The sequence below is a fragment of the Streptomyces sp. NPDC026377 genome, assembly GCF_055567715.1.
Genome location: NZ_JBVHPV010000007.1, coordinates 199,766 through 218,435, shown reverse-complemented (window position 1 = coordinate 218,435; position 18,670 = coordinate 199,766). Strand labels below are relative to the sequence as shown.

Below are 18,670 nucleotides of genomic sequence, written 5' to 3'. Positions count from 1 at the left end.
CCACGCTGGTCTCACATCACTCAGGGTTTACCGGCGGTCACGCTGTGATCCAGCCCGCCGGACAGACAAGCTTCTTCCGGACCTCAATCGGGGAGTCGCAGCCGTGATCAGCCAGTCGAGCAGGCATTGCACGGTGGAGCTCCAAGCCCTGCCGTCGCGGATCGGACAGGTCCGCAGAATCGTTTCAGCACAGTTGCGTTACTGGCATCTCGATCCTCTGATAGACGAGGCGGCGCTGGGCGTCACCGAGTTGCTGACCAACGTGCACCGGCACGCCCAGCCGGACAAGCTCTGCACCGTGGAGATCGAGCTGTTGCGCGACCGGCTCACGGTGTCCGTCCACGACCACGACCCGCGGATGCCCACCGTCCGCAGCACCGACCCGTTCGCCACCAACGGCCGCGGACTCGCGATGATCGCGGCGGTCAGTGAGAGCTGGGGCGTGCGCCCACGGGGCGCCGCGGGCAAGACCGTGTGGTTCACGCTTCCCGCGCCGCCGTCCCCGGTGGCACTGCCGCCCCGTCCGGCCTACGGGACGAAGACGGCGGGGCCGTGCCTGCACAAGCGGCCCGCCCTGGTGCGCGCCGACGGCCGCGGCGGCCATCCGCGCACTCCCGCACGGCTGCCCGCCGCGGGCTGACCGGGCGGGCGGACCAGGCGGGCGGGCCGGACCGCGCGGTGGCGGCCGGCCCGCTTCTCGCTGTGACCCGCGACCGCCCGTGCCGCGTCCGGCCGGGCGGTCGCGCCGCGGCGGTCAGGCCGCATCACTCGCGCGGCGGCCGAACTCCTCGTCCAGGACGGAGAGCCGGCGCCGGCGCTCCTCCTCGCCGATCTCACCGGCGGCGAAACCGCGGCCGAGCACGGCGAGCGGCGGCCGGTCGCGCAACCCCTCGCGGAGCAGGCCGGGCACGGACGACTGCTCCCCCGCCCGGCCCGGACCCGCCGCCCTGGATTCTGTACCTACTAGTATGTACAGTACGGATCATGAGCACCCCAGAGCGTCTGATCGAGGCCACCCGGGAGCTGCTGTGGGAGCGGGGCTACGTCGGCACCAGCCCCAAGGCGATCCAGCAGCAGGCGGGCGCGGGCCAGGGCAGCATGTACCACCACTTCACGGGCAAGCCGGACCTGGCGCTCGCCGCCATCCGGCGGACCGCCGAGGAGCTGCGCGCGAGCGCCGAAGCCTCCTTCGGGGGCGAGGGCACCGCGTACGAACGCGTCCGCGGCTATCTGCTGCGCGAGCGTGACGTCCTGCGCGGCTGCCCGGTGGGGCGGCTGACCATGGACCCGGACGTCCTCGCCAGCGAGGAGCTGCGCGCGCCCGTCACCGAGACGATCGACTGGCTGCGCGGGCGGCTCGCCGCGATCGTCCAGGAGGGTCTGGACGCGGGCGAGTTCGCCGTTCCGCTGGTGCCCGAGGAGGTCGCGGCGACGGTGGTCGCGACCGTCCAGGGCGGCTATGTCCTGGCGCGCGCGTCCGGCTCGCCCGCCGCCTTCGACGCGGGCGTGCGCGGACTGCTCGCCCTGCTCGCGCCCCGTACCGCCTGACCGCCCGACCGTCGCCGAGGAGCACCCATGCATGTCACCCGTCAGCGTCCCGCCAGCGCGCGAGGCCCGGCCGAGCACTTCACGGGCACGGTCTGGCTGGACGAGATCGCCGCGCCGCCGTCCCCGTCCCGGCTGCGGATGTTCAGCGTCCACTTCGCCCCGGGCGCCCACACCGCCTGGCACCGCCATCCGCACGGCCAGGTCCTGCACATCACCGAGGGCGAGGGCCTGGTGCAGCGCGCGGGCGGCCGCGTCGAGCCGGTCCGGGCGGGCGACACCGTCTGGATCGAGCCGGACGAGTGGCACTGGCACGGCGCCGGGCCGCACACGTTCATGACCCATCTCGCGGTCGTCGAGGCGGCGCCGGACGGCACCACGGTGGACTGGGGCCGCCATGTCGACGCCGACGCCCACCCGTCGACCCCTTCCTGAGGAGTAGACCGTGCACGCCCTCCAATACGAGATCACCCTGCCCGCCGACTACGACATGGACATCATCCGCACCCGCGTCGCCACCCGGGGCCATCTCCTCGACGCCTTCCCGGGCCTGGGCCTGAAGGCGTATCTGATCCGCGAGCGCGGCGCCGGCTCCCCGGTGAACGCCTATGCGCCCTTCTACCTCTGGAACACCCCCGAGGGCATGAACTCCTTCCTGTGGGGCCCCGGCTTCCAGGGCATCGTCGACGACTTCGGCCGCCCGGAGGTCCAGCACTGGATGGGCCTGTCGTACGAGGAGGGGCCGGCGGCGGGGACCGTGCCCCGCTCCGCGACGCGCGAGCGCCTGGCGATGCCGCGGGACGTACGCCCCGCCGACTTCGTGGCCGGACAACTGGAGCGGTCGGCCGGGGCGGGGGCGGTGGCGAGCGCGGTGGCGGTCGACCCGCGCCGCTGGGAGCTGCTGCGCTTCACCCTCTGGGAGCAGGAGGTGCCGTCAGCGCCGGGCGACCGGTTCGAGGTGCTGCACCTCTCGGCGCCCGAGCGCGCCGGCCTGACCCGGGGACGGAACTGGTGAGCGGCTTCGTGCGGACCGTGCTCGGCGATGTGCCGGCCTGCCGGCTCGGCGTGGTGGACGCGCACGACCACCTCTTCATCCGCAGCCCGCTGCTCCCGGGCCAGGAACTCGACGACGCCGACGACGCGACGGCCCGCCTCGCCGCCTTCCGCGACCTCGGCGGCGGCACGGTGGTGCAGTGGACACCGTACGGAATGGGGCGCCGGGCGGACCGGCTCGCGGAGCTGTCCCGGCGGACGGGGGTCCGGATCGTGGCCGCCACCGGACTGCACCAGGCGGTCCACTACGCGCCCGAGCTGCTCGACTCCGTACGCGACTCGCTCGCCGAGCTGTTCGTGCGCGAGATCACCGAGGGAGTGGCGGGCGCGGACGGCGTACGGGCGGGGCTGATCAAGGTCGCGGGAGGGTTCCACGGACTGGACGCGCACGCCCGGCTCACCCTGCGCGCCGCCGCCGAGGCCCAGCGCCGCACGGGCGCGGCCATCGCCGTGCACCTGGAACTCGGCACCGGCGCCCTGGACGTACTGGACCTGCTCTGCGGGGAGTCGGGGGTCGCGCCGGACCGGGTGATCCTCGGCCACCTCAACCGCTCACCCGACTTCACCGTCCACCGGCAGGCCGCCGCCGAGGGCGCCTATCTGGGCTTCGACGGGCCGTCCCGGGCCAACCACGCCACGGACTGGCGGATGCCCCAGGCGCTGGAGGCGCTCGCCGACGCGGGGTTCGCGGACCGGCTGCTGCTCGGCGGGGACACGGTGACCCCGGACACGCCGGGCATGCCGTATCTGCTGCGCCGGGTGCGGCCCGGGCTCGAACTCGCCCTGGGCGAGGAGCTGGTGGAGCGGGTGCTGGTGGCGAACCCGGCGCGGGCGTTCGCGCTGCGCACGCCATAGGGGGCGCGAGCGGCCGCGCGCCAGGGGGCGACTGCGGCCCCGCACCGTGCGCGCATGCCGTGGGGGACGCGTCCGGCCCCGCACGTTCAGCGGCCGGACGGCGTCAGCCCAGCGCCCGCAGCGGGTCGTCCAGCACCGGCTGCCACGCCAACTCGGCCGCCCCCACCAGGCTGTTGTGGTCGAGCGAGCACGCCAGGATCGGCACGCCGCCGCTGCGGCCCCACAGGCTGCGGTCGGCCACGACGGCCCGCAGCCGGTCCGGGTCCGCCTCCAGCAGGGCCTTGTGCAGCCCGCCGAGGATGATCCGGTCGGGGTTGAGGATGTTGACGAGCCCGGCGAGGCCCAGCCCCAGGCGGTCGACGAGCTCCTCGGCGGCCCCGCGCACGGACACGTCCTCGTACTCCGTGCGCAGCAGCTCACGGGACTGCTCCAGGAGCGAGACCTCGGGGCCGGGGTCGCGGCCCGCCGCCGTCAGGAAGGCGAGCGGGTCGGTCTCCACGTCGAGGCAGCCGCGCCCGCCGCAGTAGCAGGGGCGGCCCTCGGGGTTGACGGTGAGGTGGCCGACCTCCAGGGCGAGGCCCGAACTCCCGGTGTGCAGACGGCCGTCGAGGACGAGCGCGCCGCCGACGCCGCGGTGCCCGGTGGCCACGCACAGCAGGTGCTGGGCGCCGCGCCCGGCGCCGTGGCGGTGCTCGGCGAGGGCGGCGAGGTTGACGTCGTTGCCGGTGAAGGCGGGGCCTTCGATGCCCGCCGCCCGTACCTGCTCGGCGAAGATCTCGCGGACCGGGGACCCGGCGGGCCAGGCCAGGTGCAGCGGGTTGAGCGCGGTGCCGTCGGGTTCGGCGACGGCCGAGGGCACGGCCAGGCCCGCGCCGACGCAGCGCAGCCCGCTGCCGCGCAGGAGTTCCGCGCCCGCCTCGACGACCTCGCCCAGCACCTGGGCCGGGTCGGCGGAGACGGTGACGCAGCCGGGGGCGGTGGCGACCGTACGCCCGCCGAGGCCGACGAGCGCGGCGCGGAAGCCGTCGGCGTGCACCTGTGCGGCGAGGGCGACGGGACCCGAGTCGTTGACGGCGAGGCGGTGCGAGGGGCGGCCCTGGGAACCGGCGGCGGCGCCGGGGCGGGAGTCGACCTGGATGAGGCCGAGCGCTTCGAGTTCGGCGGCGACCGCCCCGGCGGTGGCCCGGGTGACGCCCAGCTCGGCGGTGAGGACGGCGCGGGTGGGCGCGCGGCCGGTGTGGACCAGTTCGAGCGCGGGCCCGAGTGCCCCGCGGCCCCGGTCCAGTCTCGTCCTGGTGTGCGTCGCCTTGCCGTTCATGGGGGCGAGTCTCCCATGATCCAGCACGGAGTCATTCCCTCCGGCACCGGCCCCCGTTCACCCGCCGCTCACCCGCCGGTCGCCCCGGCGGACGGGAACCGAGGGGGAAACGGGTTGTATGCGGGGGCCGACGCCCCCTATCCTGAGTTTGTGCCGCTACTAAACAAAGTGCGGACGGCCCTCCCGGCAGGACCCGGCGCGCACACCCCCGCGCCCTCCCTGCTCCGCCTCCGCACCGCCCTGACCGTGTTCTTCGCCCTCGACGGATTCCTCTTCGCCGGCTGGGTGGTCCGTATCCCGGCCATCAAGCAGCAGACCGGCGCCTCGGCCGGTGATCTGGGCCTCGCCCTGCTCGGCGTCTCGGCGGGCGCCGTGGTGACGATGGTGCTCACCGGCCGGCTCTGCCGGCGCTACGGCAGCCACCCCGTGACGGTGGCCTGCGCCGCCCTGATGGCGCTCGCCATCGCCCTTCCGGCACAGACGCACTCCGCGCTTTCGCTGGGCGCGGTCCTGCTGCTCTTCGGCGCCGCGTACGGCGGGATCAACGTCGCCATGAACAGTGCGGCCGTCGACCTGGTCGCCGCCCTGCGGCGCCCGGTGATGCCCAGCTTCCACGCCGCGTTCAGCCTCGGCGGGATGCTCGGGGCGGGTATCGGCGCGCTGGTCGCGGGCGGCCTCTCCCCCACCGCGCACCTGCTCACCCTGACCGCTTTCGGCCTCCTGGTCACCGCCCTCGCGGGACCGGTCCTGCTCCGCCACCCGGCTCCCGCCCACACCGCGACCCCGCACGCGCGGGGAACGCGGCCCGACGGCCGGGCCCGACGGCTGGTGCTCCTCTTCGGCGTGATCGCGCTGTGCACGGCGTACGGGGAGGGGGCGATGGCGGACTGGGGCGCGCTCCACCTGGAGCAGGACCTCGACGCGGCCCCCGGCGTCGCCGCGGTCGGCTACTCCCTCTTCGCCCTGGCCATGACGGCGGGCCGGCTCAGCGGTACTTTCCTGCTCGAACGCCTCGGTCAGACCCGCGCACTCGTCGCGGGCGGCGCCACGGCCGCGGCCGGGATGCTGCTCGGCGCGCTCGCGCCGAACGTGTGGCTCGCGCTCGCCGGATTCGCGGTGATGGGCCTGGGCCTGGCCAATATCTTCCCGGTCGCGGTGGCCCGCGCGGGCGCGCTGGCCGGACCCGGCGGGGTCGCCGCCGCGTCCACCCTGGGCTACGGCGGCATGCTGCTGGGCCCGCCCGCGATCGGCTTTCTGGCCCAGTGGTCCTCGCTGCCCGTGGCTCTGACGACGGTGGCCGCGCTGTCGGCGGCGGCGGCCCTGATCGCGTACGGCTCACGGCACGCGACCGCGGGAGCCTGAGGGACGGACGGCGGGTGCCACGGGCCGGCACCTCGCCACGGGGTGGCCGACGCCCGGGAGCCGGACGCAGGGCTGCGCGAGCCGACGCGGGACCGCGGGAGCCTCCGGGCCGGATCCGCCGTCGGGGCGGCGCCCACCCGCGTCCCGCGTGAGCCCCGGACGAGAAGAATGATCAGCTCATCCGACCGCTTCCCTGGCAGAATCCCGCCATGGACACCCCTGACTTCATCAACACCCTCGACCGCGAGGGCCGGTTGCTGGCCCGGGCCGCCGAGGCGGCGGGCACCGACGCGCCTGTTCCGACGTGCCCCGAGTGGCAGGTGCGGGATCTGCTGCGGCACACCGGGGTGGTGCACCGCTGGGCGACCGCGTTCCTCACCGAGCGCTACACCGAGTTCCACCCCATGGGCGCGGAGCCCGATCTGGACGGCCCGGAACTCCTCGCCTGGTTCGGCCTGGGCCACCGCGCGCTCGTCGAGGCGCTGAGCGCGGCGCCGGAGGACCTGGAGTGCTGGCACTTCCTGCCCGCGCCCTCCCCGCCGGCGTTCTGGGCCCGCCGACAGGCGCACGAGACGGCCGTCCACCGGGTGGACGCCGAGTCGGCCCGGGGCGGCGGCTTCACGGCGCCGGAGCCGGAGTTCGCCGTCGACGGCGTCGACGAGCTGCTCCTCGGCTTCCACGCCCGGGAGAAGAGCCGGGTGCGCACCTCGACGCCGCGCGCCCTTCGCGTCCGGGCGACGGACACGGACGCGGTGTGGACCGTGCACCTGTCGGACGGGGTGCCGCGTGCGGTCCGGGACGACGAAGGCCCCGCCGACTGTGAACTCAGCGGCTCCGCGCAGGACTTGTATCTGACGCTGTGGAACCGGCTGCCGCTCTCCCGCCTCGCCGTGACCGGCGACGACTCGCTCGCCGCGCTGTGGCGGGAGAAGTCCGGCGTCATCTGAGGACGGGACCGACGGGGGCGGGGGCATGGCGCGGGCGGCCGGGGCACCGCCCCCGTACCGCGAACGTCAGGCGGAGGGGTCCGCCAGCATCTTGGCGAGCACCGCGCGCTGGAGCGGCCGTACGTCGGTGTGCCGTGCCCGGCCCTTGTCCGTGATCATGACCCGGACGCCCCGCCGGTCCTCGCTGCACATCCCGCGCGTGACCAGGCCCTCCTTCTCCAGCCTGCCGATCAGGCGGGACAGGGCGCTCTGGCTGAGATGGACGCGCGAGGCGAGATCCTGGACGCGGAACGCCGTACCGCCGTCCTCCGCACACCCCTCCACGAGCACGTCGAGCACCTCGAAGTCGCTCGCTCCGATCCCGTACGGGTGCAGCTCGCGATCGAGCTCGCACGTCGTACGCGCGTGCACCGCGAGGATGCCGCGCCACTCGTCCACCAGCACGCGCTCGGACTTCTTGGCCGCCATGACCGCACGTTAGCAGAAATGACGCGCTTTGTTGCACCGGAATTAAATGCGCTTGCACTCGATGCATATGCATGTAGTCTGCTCCGCATGACCTCTCCGCTCAACGTCCAGTCCACTCAAGAGCGTTGGAGCCCGCGGCTGTGGGGCACCCTGCTGGTGCTCTGCGCCGCGATGTTCCTGGACGCGCTCGATGTCTCCATGGTCGGCGTCGCCCTGCCCTCGATCGCCAGCGACCTGGACCTCACCACTTCCACGCTCCAGTGGATCGTCAGCGGCTACATCCTCGGCTACGGCGGCCTGCTGCTCCTCGGCGGCCGGGCGGCCGACCTCCTCGGCCGCCGCCAGGTCTTCCTCATCGCGCTCGGCGTCTTCGCGCTGGCCTCGCTGCTCGGCGGGCTCGTCGACTCGGGACCGCTGCTGATAGCCAGCCGCTTCATCAAGGGCCTCAGCGCGGCCTTCACCGCCCCGGCCGGCCTCTCGATCATCACCACGACGTTCAAGGAGGGCCCGCAGCGCAACCGCGCGCTCTCCATCTACACCACCTGCGCCGCCACCGGCTTCTCGATGGGCCTGGTCCTGTCCGGTCTGCTCACCGAGCTGAGCTGGCGCTGGACCATGCTGCTCCCGGCGCCGGTCGCCGTGATCGCCCTGGTCGCGGGCCTCAAGCTCATCCCCCGCAGCCCCGGCGGCGAAGGCAAGCGCCACTACGACGTCCCCGGCGCCATCACCGGCACCGGCTCGATGCTGCTGCTCGTCTACACCGTCGTCCAGGCACCCGAGGCCGGCTGGGCCTCCGCCCGCACACTGCTGTCCTTCCTCGCCGTCGCCGTCCTGCTCACCGCGTTCGTACGGATCGAGCAGCGCACCGCCAGCCCGCTGATCCGGCTCGGCGTCCTGCGCTCCGGCACGCAGGTGCGCACCCAGCTGGGCGCCGCCGCCTTCTTCGGCTCCTACGTCGGCTTCCAGTTCATGGTCACCCAGTACATGCAGTCGGTCCTCCAGTGGACCGCGCTCCAGACCGCGCTGGCGTTCCTTCCCGCCGGTGTGCTCGTCGCCCTCTCCTCGACGAAGATCGGGTCGGTCGTCGACCGCTTCGGCACCCCGCGCATCATCGCCATCGGCTTCGCGGCACTGGTCCTCGCGTACGCCCTGTTCCTGCGCATCAGCCTCGACCCCCAGTACGCGGCGGTCATCCTGCCGTCGATGCTGCTGCTCGGCGCGGCCTGCGCGCTCGTCTTCCCCTCGCTCAACATCCAGGCCACCACCGGCGTGGACGACAGCGAGCAGGGCATGGTCTCGGGTCTGCTCAACACCTCCATCCAGGTGGGCGGCGCGATCTTCCTGGCCGTGGTGACGGCCGTGATCACCGCGGGCGACCGGGGCGACTCCCCGCAGGACCTGCTCGACAGTTTCCGGCCCGGCCTGATGGTGGTGACGGGCATCGCGCTCGTCGGCCTCCTCATCACCCTGACCGGACTGCGCGCCAAGCCCGACCGGCAGACGCTGGTCGTGGCGGGGGCGGCCCCGGAGCCGGCCGCCGCACAGGAGCCCGCGAAGGTCGCCGTAGGCGACTGACGCCGCCACGGGGGAAGTGCGGCCGACGGGTGCTTCTTGCCCGTCGGCCGCATCTGTGCGAAGACTGCTCCCATGAGCCACCGAAGCCAGGGCGAACGCGACGCCATCACCGTGGAGATCATGTACGCGGTGGTGACCGCCTCCGTTGCCGCCCTGCTCGCCTTCGGCATGGTCGCCGGACCCGTCTTCCTCCTCGGCCTGGGCCATCCGGCACGGGGATTGCTGCTGCTCGCCGGGGCGGCCGCCGCCGTGCTCGCCTTCGTCGCCAGGACCGCGCGCGTCCTGTGGCGCTTCTCCTACGCGGGCGACGGCGGCCCCCGTCAGCCGAGCCGGCCCGGCCGCACCAGCCCCGACTCATAGGCCGGCACCGCTAGTGGGGCCCGGTCGCGGGCGCCCGGTTCGACCGTGGTGCGGCTGACGTGGGTCTTGACGGTGAGCGGGCTGACGACCAGGCGGCGCGCGATCTCCTCGTCGGAGAGCCCGATCCCGACCAGGGCCATCACCTCCCCGGCGGGGCGCGCCGGTTACTGCTCTTCCCTACGGGCCACGCCGTCCCCGGGCGCGCCGCCCGGGCGTCAGCCGGGCGTGGTGGTCGCGGCTACTCCCCGGGGAGTACCAGTCCCACCGAGGAGGCGAGCCCGGCGGCCGCGTGCGCGAAGAACGCGTCCCGCTCCTCGACGACGCGGTGGAACTGGCCGAAGAGCTCGAACGAGATCAGCCCGAAGAGCTGCGCCCACGCGGCGACGAGCGCGGGGCCGACCGCCGGGGGCAGCCCCGGCGCGAAGTCGGCCGCCATCCGCTCGCCCTCGGCGCGCAGTCCGGGCGCGGGCCGGGGGACGGCGATGCCCCGTCCCTGGTGGGCGTCGCGCACGATCCCGATGAGCACGAGCGCCACGCGCGAGGCGGGGCCGACGGTGGCCTGGGGCGCGGTGTAGCCGGGCACGGGCGAGCCGTAGATGAGCGCGTACTCGTGCGGGTGCGCCAGCGCCCACGTCCGTACGGCACGGCAGACGGCGACCCAGCGCTCGGCCGGGGCATCGGTGGGCGCGGCCCGGCCGAGCGCCCGCTCGGCTGCCTCGCCCACGGCGTCGTAGGCGTCGACGATCAGCGCGGTGAGGAGGTCGTCGCGGCTGGGGAAGTAGCGGTAGAGGGCGGAGGAGACCATGCCCAGCTCGCGGGCGACGGCACGCAGCGACAGCTTGGGGGCGCCCTCGGCGGCGAGCTGTTTTCTCGCCTCGTCCTTGATGGCGGCGGTGATCTCGGTACGCGCGCGGGCTCGGGCGCCCTGGACGGTGCTCATGGGGCCATTCTGCCATGGCGGAGAGCAGTGCACCGGAACGAGAGCGGTGATCCGGTCAACGCACCCCCGGATACATTCGAGAGCGCTGCTCTTGCTTTGGAGCGCCGCTTCCGTGCACACTGCTCTCAAGCGAGAGCAGTGCTCTCGAAACGAAGCAGCACCGCAGCCCCCGGGAGTTCCCGATGTCGTCGATGTCCAGCGCGCAGCCGTACTACCGGAAGGCCGGTCGCTTCGCCACGCGGCTCAACAGCGCCATCGGCTGGCTGGCCCGGCACGGGATGAGCCTGGCCGGAACCGCCGAGCTGTCGGTGCGGGGCCGCAAGAGCGGGCAGATGCAGCGGGTGCCGGTCAACCCGCACACGTACCAGGGCGAGCGGTACCTCATCTCGGCCCGCGGGCACTCGCAGTGGGTGCGCAACATGCGGGCGGCGGGCGGCGGTGAGCTGCGGGTGGGCCGCAAGGTCCGCGCCTTCACCGCCGTGGAGATCCCGGACGCCGAGAAGGCCGCCGTCCTGCGCACCTATCTGGAGCGCTGGGGGTGGGAGGTGAACCAGTACTTCAAGGGCGTGACGGCGAAGTCGAGCGACGACGAGCTGCTCGCCGCCGCGCCCGACCATCCGGTCTTCCGCATCACCGTCGAAGCCTGAACGGAACCGACGCCCCGGCCCATGCGTCCCGGACCCGGCCCCGGCCCTATTTTGACCGGGCCAAACCCGGACCCGGACCTTCCCAGCCCCCCGCGACTCGGACCCGGATCCTCCGGACCGAGGGAGTCCAGGGCGGCCCGGCCCCCCCAAGGCCTCGCCCTCGCCCCCGGCCTAGACCTTGTCCTCCGCCGTGACCGCCTTCTCCTCCGGCGCGGTGGCCGTCTCCTGGGGCGCCGCGGCGCGGCCCTGGGTGCGGCGGTCCACCGCGTCCAGGAAGCGCCGCGCCATCGGGTGCGTACGCACCAGGCCCGCCAGGGTCGTCGTGCCGCGGGTGATGTCCGCGAACGCCCGCCAGGCCGGGCGGAAGCCGGTGAGCGCGGCGTGGAACATCGCCGGGCGCTTCGCGAAGAGCGCCAGCATCCGCCGGCCCACGCCCATCTCGACACCGAGGCCCGCCTTGATGGCGAAGGCGTAGTTCAGCGCCTGGCGGCGGGCGTCCACCGCGTCCTGCGCCTCCGCGATCCGCACCGCCCACTCCCCCGCGAGCCGCCCCGAGCGCAGCGCGAACGAGATGCCCTCCCGGGTCCAGGGCTCCAGCAGCCCCGCCGCGTCCCCGCACACCAGGACCCGCCCGCGCGAGAGCGGCGAGTCGTCGCTGCGGCAGCGCGTCAGATGCCCCGAGGAGATCGCGGGCTCGAAACCGGCCAGGCCCAGCCGGCCGATGAAGTCCTCCAGATACCGCTTGGTGCCCGCGCCCTCGCCCCGGGCCGAGATCACACCGACCGTGAGGGTGTCGCCCTTGGGGAAGACCCAGCCGTAACTCCCGGGCATCGGGCCCCAGTCGATGAGCACCCGGCCCGCCCAGTCCTCGGCGACCGTCGCCGGCACCGGGATCTCCGCCTCCAGGCCGAGGTCGACCTGGTCGAGCTTGACGCCGACGTGGGCTCCTATCCGGCTCGCGCTGCCGTCGGCCCCGACGACCGCGTGCGCGAGGACGGTCTCGCCGCCGGCCAGGACGACCGCCACCGTGCGCCGGTCGGGCACGGCCGGGCCGTGCTGCTCGACGCGCTGCACGGTCACTCCCGTACGCAGCTCGGCGCCCGCCTTCTGGGCCGACTCGACCAGCGCGGCGTCGAACTCCGGCCGGTTGATCAGGCCGAAGAGCATCCGCCGGGAGCGGCGGGTGCGCGTCAGTCTGCCGTTCAGGGAGAAGGTGACCGCGTGCACCCGCTCCCTCAGGGGCAGTTCGAAGCCGGGCGGCAGGGCGTCCCGCGAGGGTCCGATGATGCCGCCGCCGCATGTCTTGTAGCGGGGCAGCTCGGCCTTCTCCAGGAGGAGCACCCGCCGGCCCGCGACCGCCGCCGCATAGGCCGCCGAGGCGCCCGCGGGTCCGGCGCCGACCACGACGACATCCCACACGGACGACTCCTGCGGCTCCTCCGGCTGTGTCCCGGCATCTGCGTTCTCGCTGCTCACGATGGGCTTCTGCTCCTGATCCGACCCGTGGTCAAGCTGACGACGGCATCCTACGGCGCGGTGGGGCCTGTCCACCCTGTGGGAGGATCGGCTCTACCTTCGTCATACATTCACGTGCACTTGCGTACACGTACTTCAACGTCGCACCCACGAGGAGCGTGCCCATGACCGCGAATCCGATCGCCGAGACCGTCGCCTCACTGATGCCCCGCGCCCAGGCGGAGCTCACGGAGCTGGTGGCGTTCCAATCGGTGGCGGACGAGGCGGTGGCGCCGAGGAGCGAGTGCGAGGCGGCCGCGGCGTGGGTGGCCGGGGCGCTGCGCGACGAGGGCTTCCAGGACGTCGCACTGCTCGACACCCCGGACGGCTCCCAGTCGGTCTACGGCTTCCTGCCCGGCCCCGCGGGCGCGCCCACCGTCCTGCTGTACGCGCACTACGACGTCCAGCCGATGCTGGACGAGTCCGCCTGGCTGAGCCCGCCGTTCGAGCTGACCGAGCGCGACGGCCGCTGGTACGGGCGCGGGGCCGCCGACTGCAAGGGCGGCTTCATCATGCACCTGCTGGCGCTGCGCGCCCTGAAGGCGAACGGCGGCGTCCCGGTCTCCGTGAAGGTGATCGTCGAGGGCTCCGAGGAGCAGGGCACCGGCGGTCTGGAGCGGTACGCCGAGGCGCACCCCGAGCTGCTGACGGCCGACGCGATCGTCATCGGCGACACCGGCAACTTCCGGGTCGGTCTGCCGACGGTCACCGCGACGCTGCGCGGTATGACGATGATCCGGGTGCGGATCGACACGCTCGAAGGCAACCTGCACTCGGGCCAGTTCGGCGGCGCCGCTCCCGACGCGCTGGCCGCCCTCATCCGCGTACTGGACTCGCTGCGGGACGAGAACGGACAGACGGCCGTCGAGGGGCTGTCGGCCGACGCCTCGTGGGAGGGGCTGCAGTACCCGGAGGAGGAGTTCCGCAAGGACGCGAAGGTCCTGGACGGGGTGGGGCTGCCCGGTACGGGCACGGTGGCCGACCGCATCTGGGCGCGTCCGGCCGTCACGGTGATCGGGATCGACTGCCACCCGGTGGCGGGGGCGACCCCGTCGATCCCGGCGAGCGCACGGGCCCAGATCAGCCTGCGGGTGCCGCCGGGCGTGGACGCGGCGGAGGCCACCAAGCTGCTGTTCGCCCACATCGAGAAGCACACTCCGTGGAACGCGCGGGTCTCCTTCGAGCAGGTCGGCCAGGGCCAGCCGTTCCGCGCGGACATCACCAGCCCGGCGTACACCTCGATGGCCGAGGCGATGCGGATCGCGTACCCGGGTGAGGAGATGCAGTCCTCGGGCATGGGCGGCTCGATCCCGCTCTGCAACACGCTGGCCGCGCTCTACCCCAAGGCCGAGATCCTGCTGATCGGGCTGAGCGAGCCGGAGGCGCAGATCCACGCGGTGAACGAGAGCGTCTCGCCTCAGGAGCTGGAGCGGCTCTCGGTGGCCGAGGCGCACTTCCTGCTCAACTACGCGCGCTCCCAGCAGGCCTGACGAACCGTTACATCACGCCCCGGACCGGAGTGAGGCTCCGGGCCGGGGCGTGACGCTCTGGGCGGAATCGCGCAGAGCGTAGATCCGTGCGGCGGCCGTCCGCGCCGCCGTACGGTCGCCGCATGGATCTCGTACGGGTCACACCCGAGCTGCACATGTTCCGCTTCCCCATCGGCCAGGCCTATCTGTGGCGCGACGGGGACGGGTTGACGCTGGTGGACGCGGGGGACATCAACGCCGCGGCCCCCATGGAGAAGGCGATACGCGAGCTCGGCCTCGACCCGGCCGCGATCCGCCGGATCGTCGTCACCCACGGCCACCGCGACCACTACGGCGCGGCCGGGGAGCTGGCCGCCCGGTACGGGGCCGAGGTGGTCGCGCACCGGCTGGACGCGCCGGTGATCCGGGGCGAGATCCCGGTACCCGAGCCGGACCTGCTCGACTGGGAACTTCCCCTGTACGAGCACGGGTTGACGGTGCCCGAGGCGCCGCCGACGCGGGTCGACCGCGAGGTCGAGGACGGTGAGGTGCTCGACTTCGGCGGTGGCGCGGTGGTGGTCCACTCCCCCGGCCACACCGACGGCTCGATCGGCGTCCATCTGCCGCGCCACGGCGTGCTCTTCACCGGTGACTGCGTGGCCGGGGTGGGCCGGGTGATGCTCGGCGTCTTCAACGTGGACCGCGCCCGCGCCCGGGACTCCTTCCGCCGTCTGGCCTCGCTCGCCCCGTCGGTGGCGTGCTTCGGGCACGGGGACCCGCTGACGCGGGACGCGGCGAGGGTGCTGCGCGAGGCGGCGGAACAGGACTGACGGCCGGCGCCGCGGGCCCGGGCGCTCAGCCCACCGGCACCCCCGCCTCCAGGTTGAGCACCGTGGACTTCTCCCGGGCCCGCAGCGCCCAGCGCAGCCGTTCGTAGCGGGCGGGCGGCAGCAGCCGGGACGCCTCCTCCTCGCCGACGAACCGCCAGTCCCGCAGTTCGGCGCCCGGCAGCAGGACCTGCCCTGCTTCGGCGCTGTCGAGCCGGCCGCCGTCGAAGAGCAGCCGCAGCCCGCCGTAGCCCGGCGGGACGGGCGGCTCCCAGTCGACGACCAGGAGGCGGGGCACGCGGTCGAGCCGTATCCCTATCTCCTCCTCGACCTCGCGCATGCCCGCCCGCGCGGGCGCCTCACCGCGCTCCACCACCCCGCCGGGGAACTCCCAGCCCGGCTTGTACGTCGGATCCACCAGCAGCACCCGGTCGCTCTCGTCGAAGAGCAGCACCCCGGCCGCGAGCGTCTCGGCGGTGGGCTCCGGGGTCTGGACGATCTCGCTGACGGGCGCGGCTCCGGTGCGTACGGCCTCGGCGACGCGCTCGGCGGTCTGGCGCGGGGTGAGGGCGCTGTTGTCGATGGCGTGGGCGTCCCGGGCGAGCCAGCCGAGAGCCGCCCGGTAGGGCTCGATGTGCTCGTAGGCCCACTGGCGGCAGCGCTCGCTCGCCTCGGGGTCGTCGGGGACTTCGACCCGGGCGGCCGTCCGGCTGCGCAGGATCGTTTCCTCAGGTGTCAGGAGCACATGCCGCACGGGTATGCGACGGGAGGCGAGGCCGCCGAAGATCTCGTCGCGGTACTCCTGCCGCAGCAGCGTCATCGGCACCACGAGCACCCCGCCGACCTCGGCGAGCAGCGCGGCCGCGCCCTCCACCACCAGCCGCCGCCAGCTCGGCAGGTCCTGGTAGTCACCGACCTCCGCGAGGCGCTTCTGCGGGAGCAGGTGCTTCAGGACGGCGCCGATCACCTCGGGGTCGTACAACGTGCTGTTGGGGATCAGGTCGACCAGTTCGCGCGCGGTACTGGTCTTGCCCGCGCCGAACGTACCGTTGATCCAGACGATCACGGTTTCCCCCTCTTCCATAGCACCCAGTGGATTGCCCGCAACAGAGTGCCACGGAATCGCCGGGGCGGAACCGGGCGTCCTGATCTTGCACACAACTGTGGCGCCCTTGTTGCAGATCCACCCGGGCCTTCCCGGCCGCCCGCGGCGTCCTTCTCCCCGAGCACCGGTCACGGGGGCCGTAACGCATTCGACGGGAACATCGTTGGGCGTGTGCCGGAAGAGAGTGAGGGGGTGCGGCGGATGCGCCGTACTGTGCTGGAGCGCTTTCCCGCGGGTGGCCCGCGCGGCAGCTGGCCCGCCGAGGAGTTCGCGCGCGACCGCCGCGACGAGGGCGTTCCGGCGGAGGTCGTGATGGACCTGGAGTCGGACGCGTTCCTGGTGGTCGTCCGCCAGTACGCACCGGAGCCCGCCCACTGACTCCGCGTGTTCAGGGCCGAGGTGACCAGCGCGCCCTGGTCGCGTGTCCGGGGAAAATGAGGAAAAGGGTGGCGAATCGTTTCATCCGGCCTGGAAGCGCGGGAAGGAGATGAGCAGTCACCTACCCGCCCGCACCGCCCGGCGAGCACTCGTCGGGTCGCTGGTCGCGGCGGCCGCAGCACCGACCAGGCCCGCGTCCGTGCCCATCAGGGCGGGGGCGACCTTGAGGCCCTGGACGAAGGAGAGGGTGGCGTAGTCGTGCAGGGCGCGGCGCAGCGGGTCGAAGAGGACGTCGCCCGCCCCGGCCACTCCCCCGCCGATCACGGCGATCTCGATCTCCGTCAGGGTGGCGGTCGCGGCGATGCCTGCCGCGAGCGCCTGGCCGGCCCGCTCGAACGAGGCCAGCGCTACCGGGTGCCCGGCGCGCGCCGCGGCGGCCACGGCCGCGGCCGACGCGTCGCCGTCCGGTCCGGGGGCCCAGCCGTTCTCCAGGGCCCGGCGGGCGATGTTGGGGCCGCTGGCGATGCGCTCCACACAGCCGCGCGCCCCGCACGGACAGGGGTCACCGTCGAGTTCGACACTGATGTGGCCGATGTGACCGGCGTTGCCGGTGCGGCCCGCGTGGAGCCGGCCGCCGAGGACCAGTCCGCCGCCCACCCCGGTGGAGACGACCATGCACAGGGCATTGTCGTAGCCGCGGGCCGCGCCCAGCCAGTGTTCGGCCGCCGTCATCGCCACCCCGTCGCCGACGAGCTCGACGGGCAGCCCGCCGGTCGCCGCCCGCACCCGCTCCACCAGCGGGAACCCGCGCCAGCCGGGGATGTTGACCGGGCTGACCGTCCCTTCGCAGGCGTCGACCGGGCCCGCGCTGCCGACCCCCAGCGCCCCCACCCGTCCCCACAGTGCGGATCCGGCCAGCTCCGCGAGGACCTCGTCCACGGCCCGCGCCACCGTCTCGCCGTCCTCCCGCGCGGGAGTCGCCCGCTGGGTCCGGACGAGCAGTCGGCCGCCGGCGTCCACCAGCGCTCCGGCGATCTTGGTGCCGCCGATGTCGAGCGCGGCGACGAGGTCGGTCTGCATCGGTGTCGGATCTCCTGGTGGGCGAGGGTGTCGAGCCGGTCTGATGAACAGTCTCCATTCCCCTGACAACGTTGTCCAGGGCCTATGCTCGACGCCACACCGCGATCCACTCGGATCCGCCCCGGACACCCGCCCCCAGCGCCCCGGGCCCGCCGAGCCCCCGACGACGACAGGACACCGCACGTGGCCGAGACCGCCCGCCACCATGAGCCCCGCTACGGCATCCGGCCCACCATGAAGGATGTCGCCGCCCGCGCCGGTGTCGGGCTGAAAACGGTCTCCCGGGTGGTCAACGGCGAGGCCGGGGTCACCCCGGACACCGAGCGCCGGGTGACGGAGGCCATCGACGCGCTGGGGTTCCGCCGCAACGACAGCGCGCGCGTGCTGCGCAAGGGGCGGACCGCCTCCATCGGGCTGGTCCTCGAGGACCTGGCCGACCCGTTCTACGGACCGCTCAGCCGCGCGATCGAGGAGGTGGCCCGGGCGCACGGGGCGCTGCTCATCAACGGCTCCAGCGCCGAGGACGCCGACCGCGAGCAGGAGCTGGTACTGGCCTTCTGCGCCCGCCGCGTCGACGGGCTGATCGTGATCCCGGCCGGGGGCGACCACCGCTATCTGGAACCCGAGATAAAGGCCGGAGTGGCGACCGTGTTCGTGGACCGCCCGGCCGGGCGGATCGACGCCGACGCGGTACTCTCCGACAGCTTCGGCGGCGCGCGCGAGGGCGTCGCCCACCTGGTGGCGCACGGCCACCGCAGGATCGGCTTCATCGGCGACCAGCCGCGCATCCACACCGCCACCGAGCGCCTGCGCGGCTACCGCGCGGCCATGGAGGAGGCGGGGCTCGCGGTGGCGGACGGATGGGTGGCGCTCGGCTCCACCGAGCCCGAGCGGGTGCGACAGGCCGCCGAGGCGATGCTGAGCGGCCCGGAGCCGGTCACCGCAGTCTTCACGGGCAACAACCGGGTGACCGTGACGGTCGTCCGCGTCCTGGCGGGCCGGGAGCACCCCGTCGCGCTGGTCGGCTTCGACGACATCGAGCTGGCCGACCTGCTCGGCATCACCGTGGTCTCGCAGGACGCCGCCACCCTCGGCCGCACGGCGGCCGAACGGCTCTTCCGCCGCCTCGACGGCGTCGACGAGGCTCCCGCGCGCGTGGTGCTGCCCACCACCCTCATCGCGCGCGGGTCGGGCGAGATCCGGCCGCCCGCCGCCGGCTGACCCCC

At 73.8% G+C, this 18,670-nt stretch carries 21 protein-coding genes and 1 pseudogene; 14 read left to right on the top strand and 8 right to left on the bottom strand.

Annotated features, from left to right (window positions below; all coding sequences use genetic code 11):
• The first annotated feature begins 103 nt into the window (after nucleotides 1-103).
• Nucleotides 104-640 carry an ATP-binding protein gene (locus tag ACZ4MU_RS17445; RefSeq protein WP_467876880.1) on the top strand — a complete coding sequence of 179 codons (537 nt, stop codon included), beginning with the start codon at nucleotides 104-106 and terminating at the stop codon, nucleotides 638-640.
• 114 nt (nucleotides 641-754) lie between these two features.
• Here ACZ4MU_RS17445 and ACZ4MU_RS17440 read toward each other — a convergent pair whose 3' ends face one another.
• Nucleotides 755-976, bottom strand: coding sequence for a hypothetical protein (locus ACZ4MU_RS17440; RefSeq protein ID WP_467877216.1), 222 nt, complete (start codon nucleotides 974-976; stop codon nucleotides 755-757).
• 8 nt (nucleotides 977-984) lie between these two features.
• On the opposite strand from ACZ4MU_RS17440, the gene ACZ4MU_RS17435 reads away from it, so the two are divergent.
• From ACZ4MU_RS17435 to ACZ4MU_RS17420, 4 genes are read left to right on the top strand one after another with little or no spacing between them, the layout of a single operon-like run.
• A complete protein-coding gene (locus ACZ4MU_RS17435) occupies nucleotides 985-1,548 on the top strand; it encodes a TetR/AcrR family transcriptional regulator (RefSeq protein ID WP_467876877.1) in 564 nt (187 codons plus the stop codon).
• 27 nt (nucleotides 1,549-1,575) lie between these two features.
• Complete coding sequence (locus ACZ4MU_RS17430) at nucleotides 1,576-1,980, top strand: (R)-mandelonitrile lyase (RefSeq protein WP_467876875.1); 405 nt, start codon at nucleotides 1,576-1,578, stop codon at nucleotides 1,978-1,980.
• A gap of 10 nt (nucleotides 1,981-1,990) precedes the next feature.
• Complete coding sequence (locus tag ACZ4MU_RS17425; RefSeq protein WP_467876873.1) at nucleotides 1,991-2,560, top strand: DUF4865 family protein; 570 nt, start codon at nucleotides 1,991-1,993, stop codon at nucleotides 2,558-2,560.
• The gene (locus ACZ4MU_RS17420) at nucleotides 2,557-3,453 is read left to right on the top strand and encodes a phosphotriesterase family protein (RefSeq protein WP_467876870.1); all 897 of its coding nucleotides are present in this window, start codon (nucleotides 2,557-2,559) and stop codon (nucleotides 3,451-3,453) included. Before ACZ4MU_RS17425 ends, ACZ4MU_RS17420 begins: the two co-directional genes overlap by 4 nt.
• Before the next feature lie 103 nt (nucleotides 3,454-3,556).
• Here the strand turns inward: ACZ4MU_RS17420 and ACZ4MU_RS17415 are convergent, their stop codons facing one another.
• Complete coding sequence (locus ACZ4MU_RS17415) at nucleotides 3,557-4,771, bottom strand: ROK family protein (RefSeq protein ID WP_467876868.1); 1,215 nt, start codon at nucleotides 4,769-4,771, stop codon at nucleotides 3,557-3,559.
• A gap of 150 nt (nucleotides 4,772-4,921) precedes the next feature.
• Here ACZ4MU_RS17415 and ACZ4MU_RS17410 point away from each other — a divergent pair, with 150 nt between their 5' ends.
• Both ACZ4MU_RS17410 and ACZ4MU_RS17405 read left to right on the top strand, forming a co-directional pair.
• Nucleotides 4,922-6,133 (top strand): MFS transporter, encoded by a 1,212-nt coding sequence (locus ACZ4MU_RS17410; RefSeq protein WP_467876866.1) that lies wholly within the window; start codon nucleotides 4,922-4,924, stop codon nucleotides 6,131-6,133.
• Between the two features lie 209 nt (nucleotides 6,134-6,342).
• Nucleotides 6,343-7,080: a maleylpyruvate isomerase family mycothiol-dependent enzyme gene (locus tag ACZ4MU_RS17405; RefSeq protein WP_467876865.1), complete on the top strand. Its 738-nt coding sequence runs from the start codon at nucleotides 6,343-6,345 to the stop codon at nucleotides 7,078-7,080.
• Between the two features lie 66 nt (nucleotides 7,081-7,146).
• Here the strand turns inward: ACZ4MU_RS17405 and ACZ4MU_RS17400 are convergent, their stop codons facing one another.
• The gene (locus ACZ4MU_RS17400; RefSeq protein ID WP_467876862.1) at nucleotides 7,147-7,548 is read right to left on the bottom strand and encodes a MarR family winged helix-turn-helix transcriptional regulator; all 402 of its coding nucleotides are present in this window, start codon (nucleotides 7,546-7,548) and stop codon (nucleotides 7,147-7,149) included.
• An 87-nt stretch (nucleotides 7,549-7,635) separates the two neighbouring features.
• Between ACZ4MU_RS17400 and ACZ4MU_RS17395 the strand changes: the two genes are divergently transcribed.
• Complete coding sequence (locus ACZ4MU_RS17395; RefSeq protein WP_467876860.1) at nucleotides 7,636-9,123, top strand: MFS transporter; 1,488 nt, start codon at nucleotides 7,636-7,638, stop codon at nucleotides 9,121-9,123.
• 72 nt (nucleotides 9,124-9,195) lie between these two features.
• On the top strand, nucleotides 9,196-9,483 hold the full coding sequence (locus tag ACZ4MU_RS17390) for a DUF6332 family protein (RefSeq protein ID WP_467876858.1): 288 nt from the start codon (nucleotides 9,196-9,198) through the stop codon (nucleotides 9,481-9,483).
• On the opposite strand, the pseudogene ACZ4MU_RS17385 reads toward ACZ4MU_RS17390, so the two are convergent.
• Together ACZ4MU_RS17385 and ACZ4MU_RS17380 are read right to left on the bottom strand one after the other, a co-directional pair.
• Nucleotides 9,444-9,629, bottom strand: a pseudogene (locus tag ACZ4MU_RS17385) (response regulator transcription factor); the annotation flags it as partial. The gene ACZ4MU_RS17390 and the pseudogene ACZ4MU_RS17385 overlap by 40 nt on opposite strands.
• Nucleotides 9,630-9,721: 92 nt before the next feature.
• Nucleotides 9,722-10,423 carry a TetR/AcrR family transcriptional regulator gene (locus tag ACZ4MU_RS17380; RefSeq protein WP_467876856.1) on the bottom strand — a complete coding sequence of 234 codons (702 nt, stop codon included), beginning with the start codon at nucleotides 10,421-10,423 and terminating at the stop codon, nucleotides 9,722-9,724.
• A gap of 182 nt (nucleotides 10,424-10,605) precedes the next feature.
• Here ACZ4MU_RS17380 and ACZ4MU_RS17375 point away from each other — a divergent pair, with 182 nt between their 5' ends.
• Nucleotides 10,606-11,070: a nitroreductase family deazaflavin-dependent oxidoreductase gene (locus ACZ4MU_RS17375; RefSeq protein WP_467876854.1), complete on the top strand. Its 465-nt coding sequence runs from the start codon at nucleotides 10,606-10,608 to the stop codon at nucleotides 11,068-11,070.
• A gap of 171 nt (nucleotides 11,071-11,241) precedes the next feature.
• Here ACZ4MU_RS17375 and ACZ4MU_RS17370 read toward each other — a convergent pair whose 3' ends face one another.
• Nucleotides 11,242-12,546, bottom strand: coding sequence for a geranylgeranyl reductase family protein (locus tag ACZ4MU_RS17370; protein WP_467876851.1), 1,305 nt, complete (start codon nucleotides 12,544-12,546; stop codon nucleotides 11,242-11,244).
• 164 nt (nucleotides 12,547-12,710) lie between these two features.
• Between ACZ4MU_RS17370 and ACZ4MU_RS17365 the strand changes: the two genes are divergently transcribed.
• The gene (locus ACZ4MU_RS17365) at nucleotides 12,711-14,075 is read left to right on the top strand and encodes a M20/M25/M40 family metallo-hydrolase (protein ID WP_467876849.1); all 1,365 of its coding nucleotides are present in this window, start codon (nucleotides 12,711-12,713) and stop codon (nucleotides 14,073-14,075) included.
• Between the two features lie 122 nt (nucleotides 14,076-14,197).
• A complete protein-coding gene (locus ACZ4MU_RS17360) occupies nucleotides 14,198-14,884 on the top strand; it encodes an MBL fold metallo-hydrolase (RefSeq protein ID WP_467876847.1) in 687 nt (228 codons plus the stop codon).
• A gap of 25 nt (nucleotides 14,885-14,909) precedes the next feature.
• Here ACZ4MU_RS17360 and ACZ4MU_RS17355 read toward each other — a convergent pair whose 3' ends face one another.
• The gene (locus ACZ4MU_RS17355; RefSeq protein WP_467877214.1) at nucleotides 14,910-15,947 is read right to left on the bottom strand and encodes an NUDIX hydrolase; all 1,038 of its coding nucleotides are present in this window, start codon (nucleotides 15,945-15,947) and stop codon (nucleotides 14,910-14,912) included.
• A 240-nt stretch (nucleotides 15,948-16,187) separates the two neighbouring features.
• Between ACZ4MU_RS17355 and ACZ4MU_RS17350 the strand changes: the two genes are divergently transcribed.
• On the top strand, nucleotides 16,188-16,364 hold the full coding sequence (locus tag ACZ4MU_RS17350; RefSeq protein WP_406555983.1) for a hypothetical protein: 177 nt from the start codon (nucleotides 16,188-16,190) through the stop codon (nucleotides 16,362-16,364).
• Between the two features lie 117 nt (nucleotides 16,365-16,481).
• Here the strand turns inward: ACZ4MU_RS17350 and ACZ4MU_RS17345 are convergent, their stop codons facing one another.
• Entirely contained in the window at nucleotides 16,482-17,444 is a 963-nt protein-coding gene (locus tag ACZ4MU_RS17345) for an ROK family protein (protein ID WP_467876845.1), read from the bottom strand.
• 183 nt (nucleotides 17,445-17,627) lie between these two features.
• Between ACZ4MU_RS17345 and ACZ4MU_RS17340 the strand changes: the two genes are divergently transcribed.
• On the top strand, nucleotides 17,628-18,665 hold the full coding sequence (locus ACZ4MU_RS17340; RefSeq protein ID WP_467876843.1) for a LacI family DNA-binding transcriptional regulator: 1,038 nt from the start codon (nucleotides 17,628-17,630) through the stop codon (nucleotides 18,663-18,665).
• Nucleotides 18,666-18,670: the final 5 nt, after the last annotated feature.

Bases quoted from the DNA above. Each gene is read 5' to 3' on its own strand.
- ACZ4MU_RS17430 (WP_467876875.1), top strand. From the start codon at position 1,576: ATGCATGTCACCCGTCAGCGTCCCGCCAGCGCGCGAGGCCCGGCCGAG.
- ACZ4MU_RS17380 (WP_467876856.1), bottom strand. From the start codon at position 10,423: ATGAGCACCGTCCAGGGCGCCCGAGCCCGCGCGCGTACCGAGATCACC.
- ACZ4MU_RS17345 (WP_467876845.1), bottom strand. From the start codon at position 17,444: ATGCAGACCGACCTCGTCGCCGCGCTCGACATCGGCGGCACCAAGATC.
- ACZ4MU_RS17435 (WP_467876877.1), top strand. From the start codon at position 985: ATGAGCACCCCAGAGCGTCTGATCGAGGCCACCCGGGAGCTGCTGTGG.
- ACZ4MU_RS17390 (WP_467876858.1), top strand. From the start codon at position 9,196: ATGAGCCACCGAAGCCAGGGCGAACGCGACGCCATCACCGTGGAGATC.
- ACZ4MU_RS17395 (WP_467876860.1), top strand. From the start codon at position 7,636: ATGACCTCTCCGCTCAACGTCCAGTCCACTCAAGAGCGTTGGAGCCCG.
- ACZ4MU_RS17405 (WP_467876865.1), top strand. From the start codon at position 6,343: ATGGACACCCCTGACTTCATCAACACCCTCGACCGCGAGGGCCGGTTG.
- ACZ4MU_RS17365 (WP_467876849.1), top strand. From the start codon at position 12,711: ATGACCGCGAATCCGATCGCCGAGACCGTCGCCTCACTGATGCCCCGC.
- ACZ4MU_RS17360 (WP_467876847.1), top strand. From the start codon at position 14,198: ATGGATCTCGTACGGGTCACACCCGAGCTGCACATGTTCCGCTTCCCC.
- ACZ4MU_RS17400 (WP_467876862.1), bottom strand. From the start codon at position 7,548: ATGGCGGCCAAGAAGTCCGAGCGCGTGCTGGTGGACGAGTGGCGCGGC.
- ACZ4MU_RS17350 (WP_406555983.1), top strand. From the start codon at position 16,188: ATGCGCCGTACTGTGCTGGAGCGCTTTCCCGCGGGTGGCCCGCGCGGC.
- ACZ4MU_RS17415 (WP_467876868.1), bottom strand. From the start codon at position 4,771: ATGAACGGCAAGGCGACGCACACCAGGACGAGACTGGACCGGGGCCGC.
- ACZ4MU_RS17375 (WP_467876854.1), top strand. From the start codon at position 10,606: ATGTCGTCGATGTCCAGCGCGCAGCCGTACTACCGGAAGGCCGGTCGC.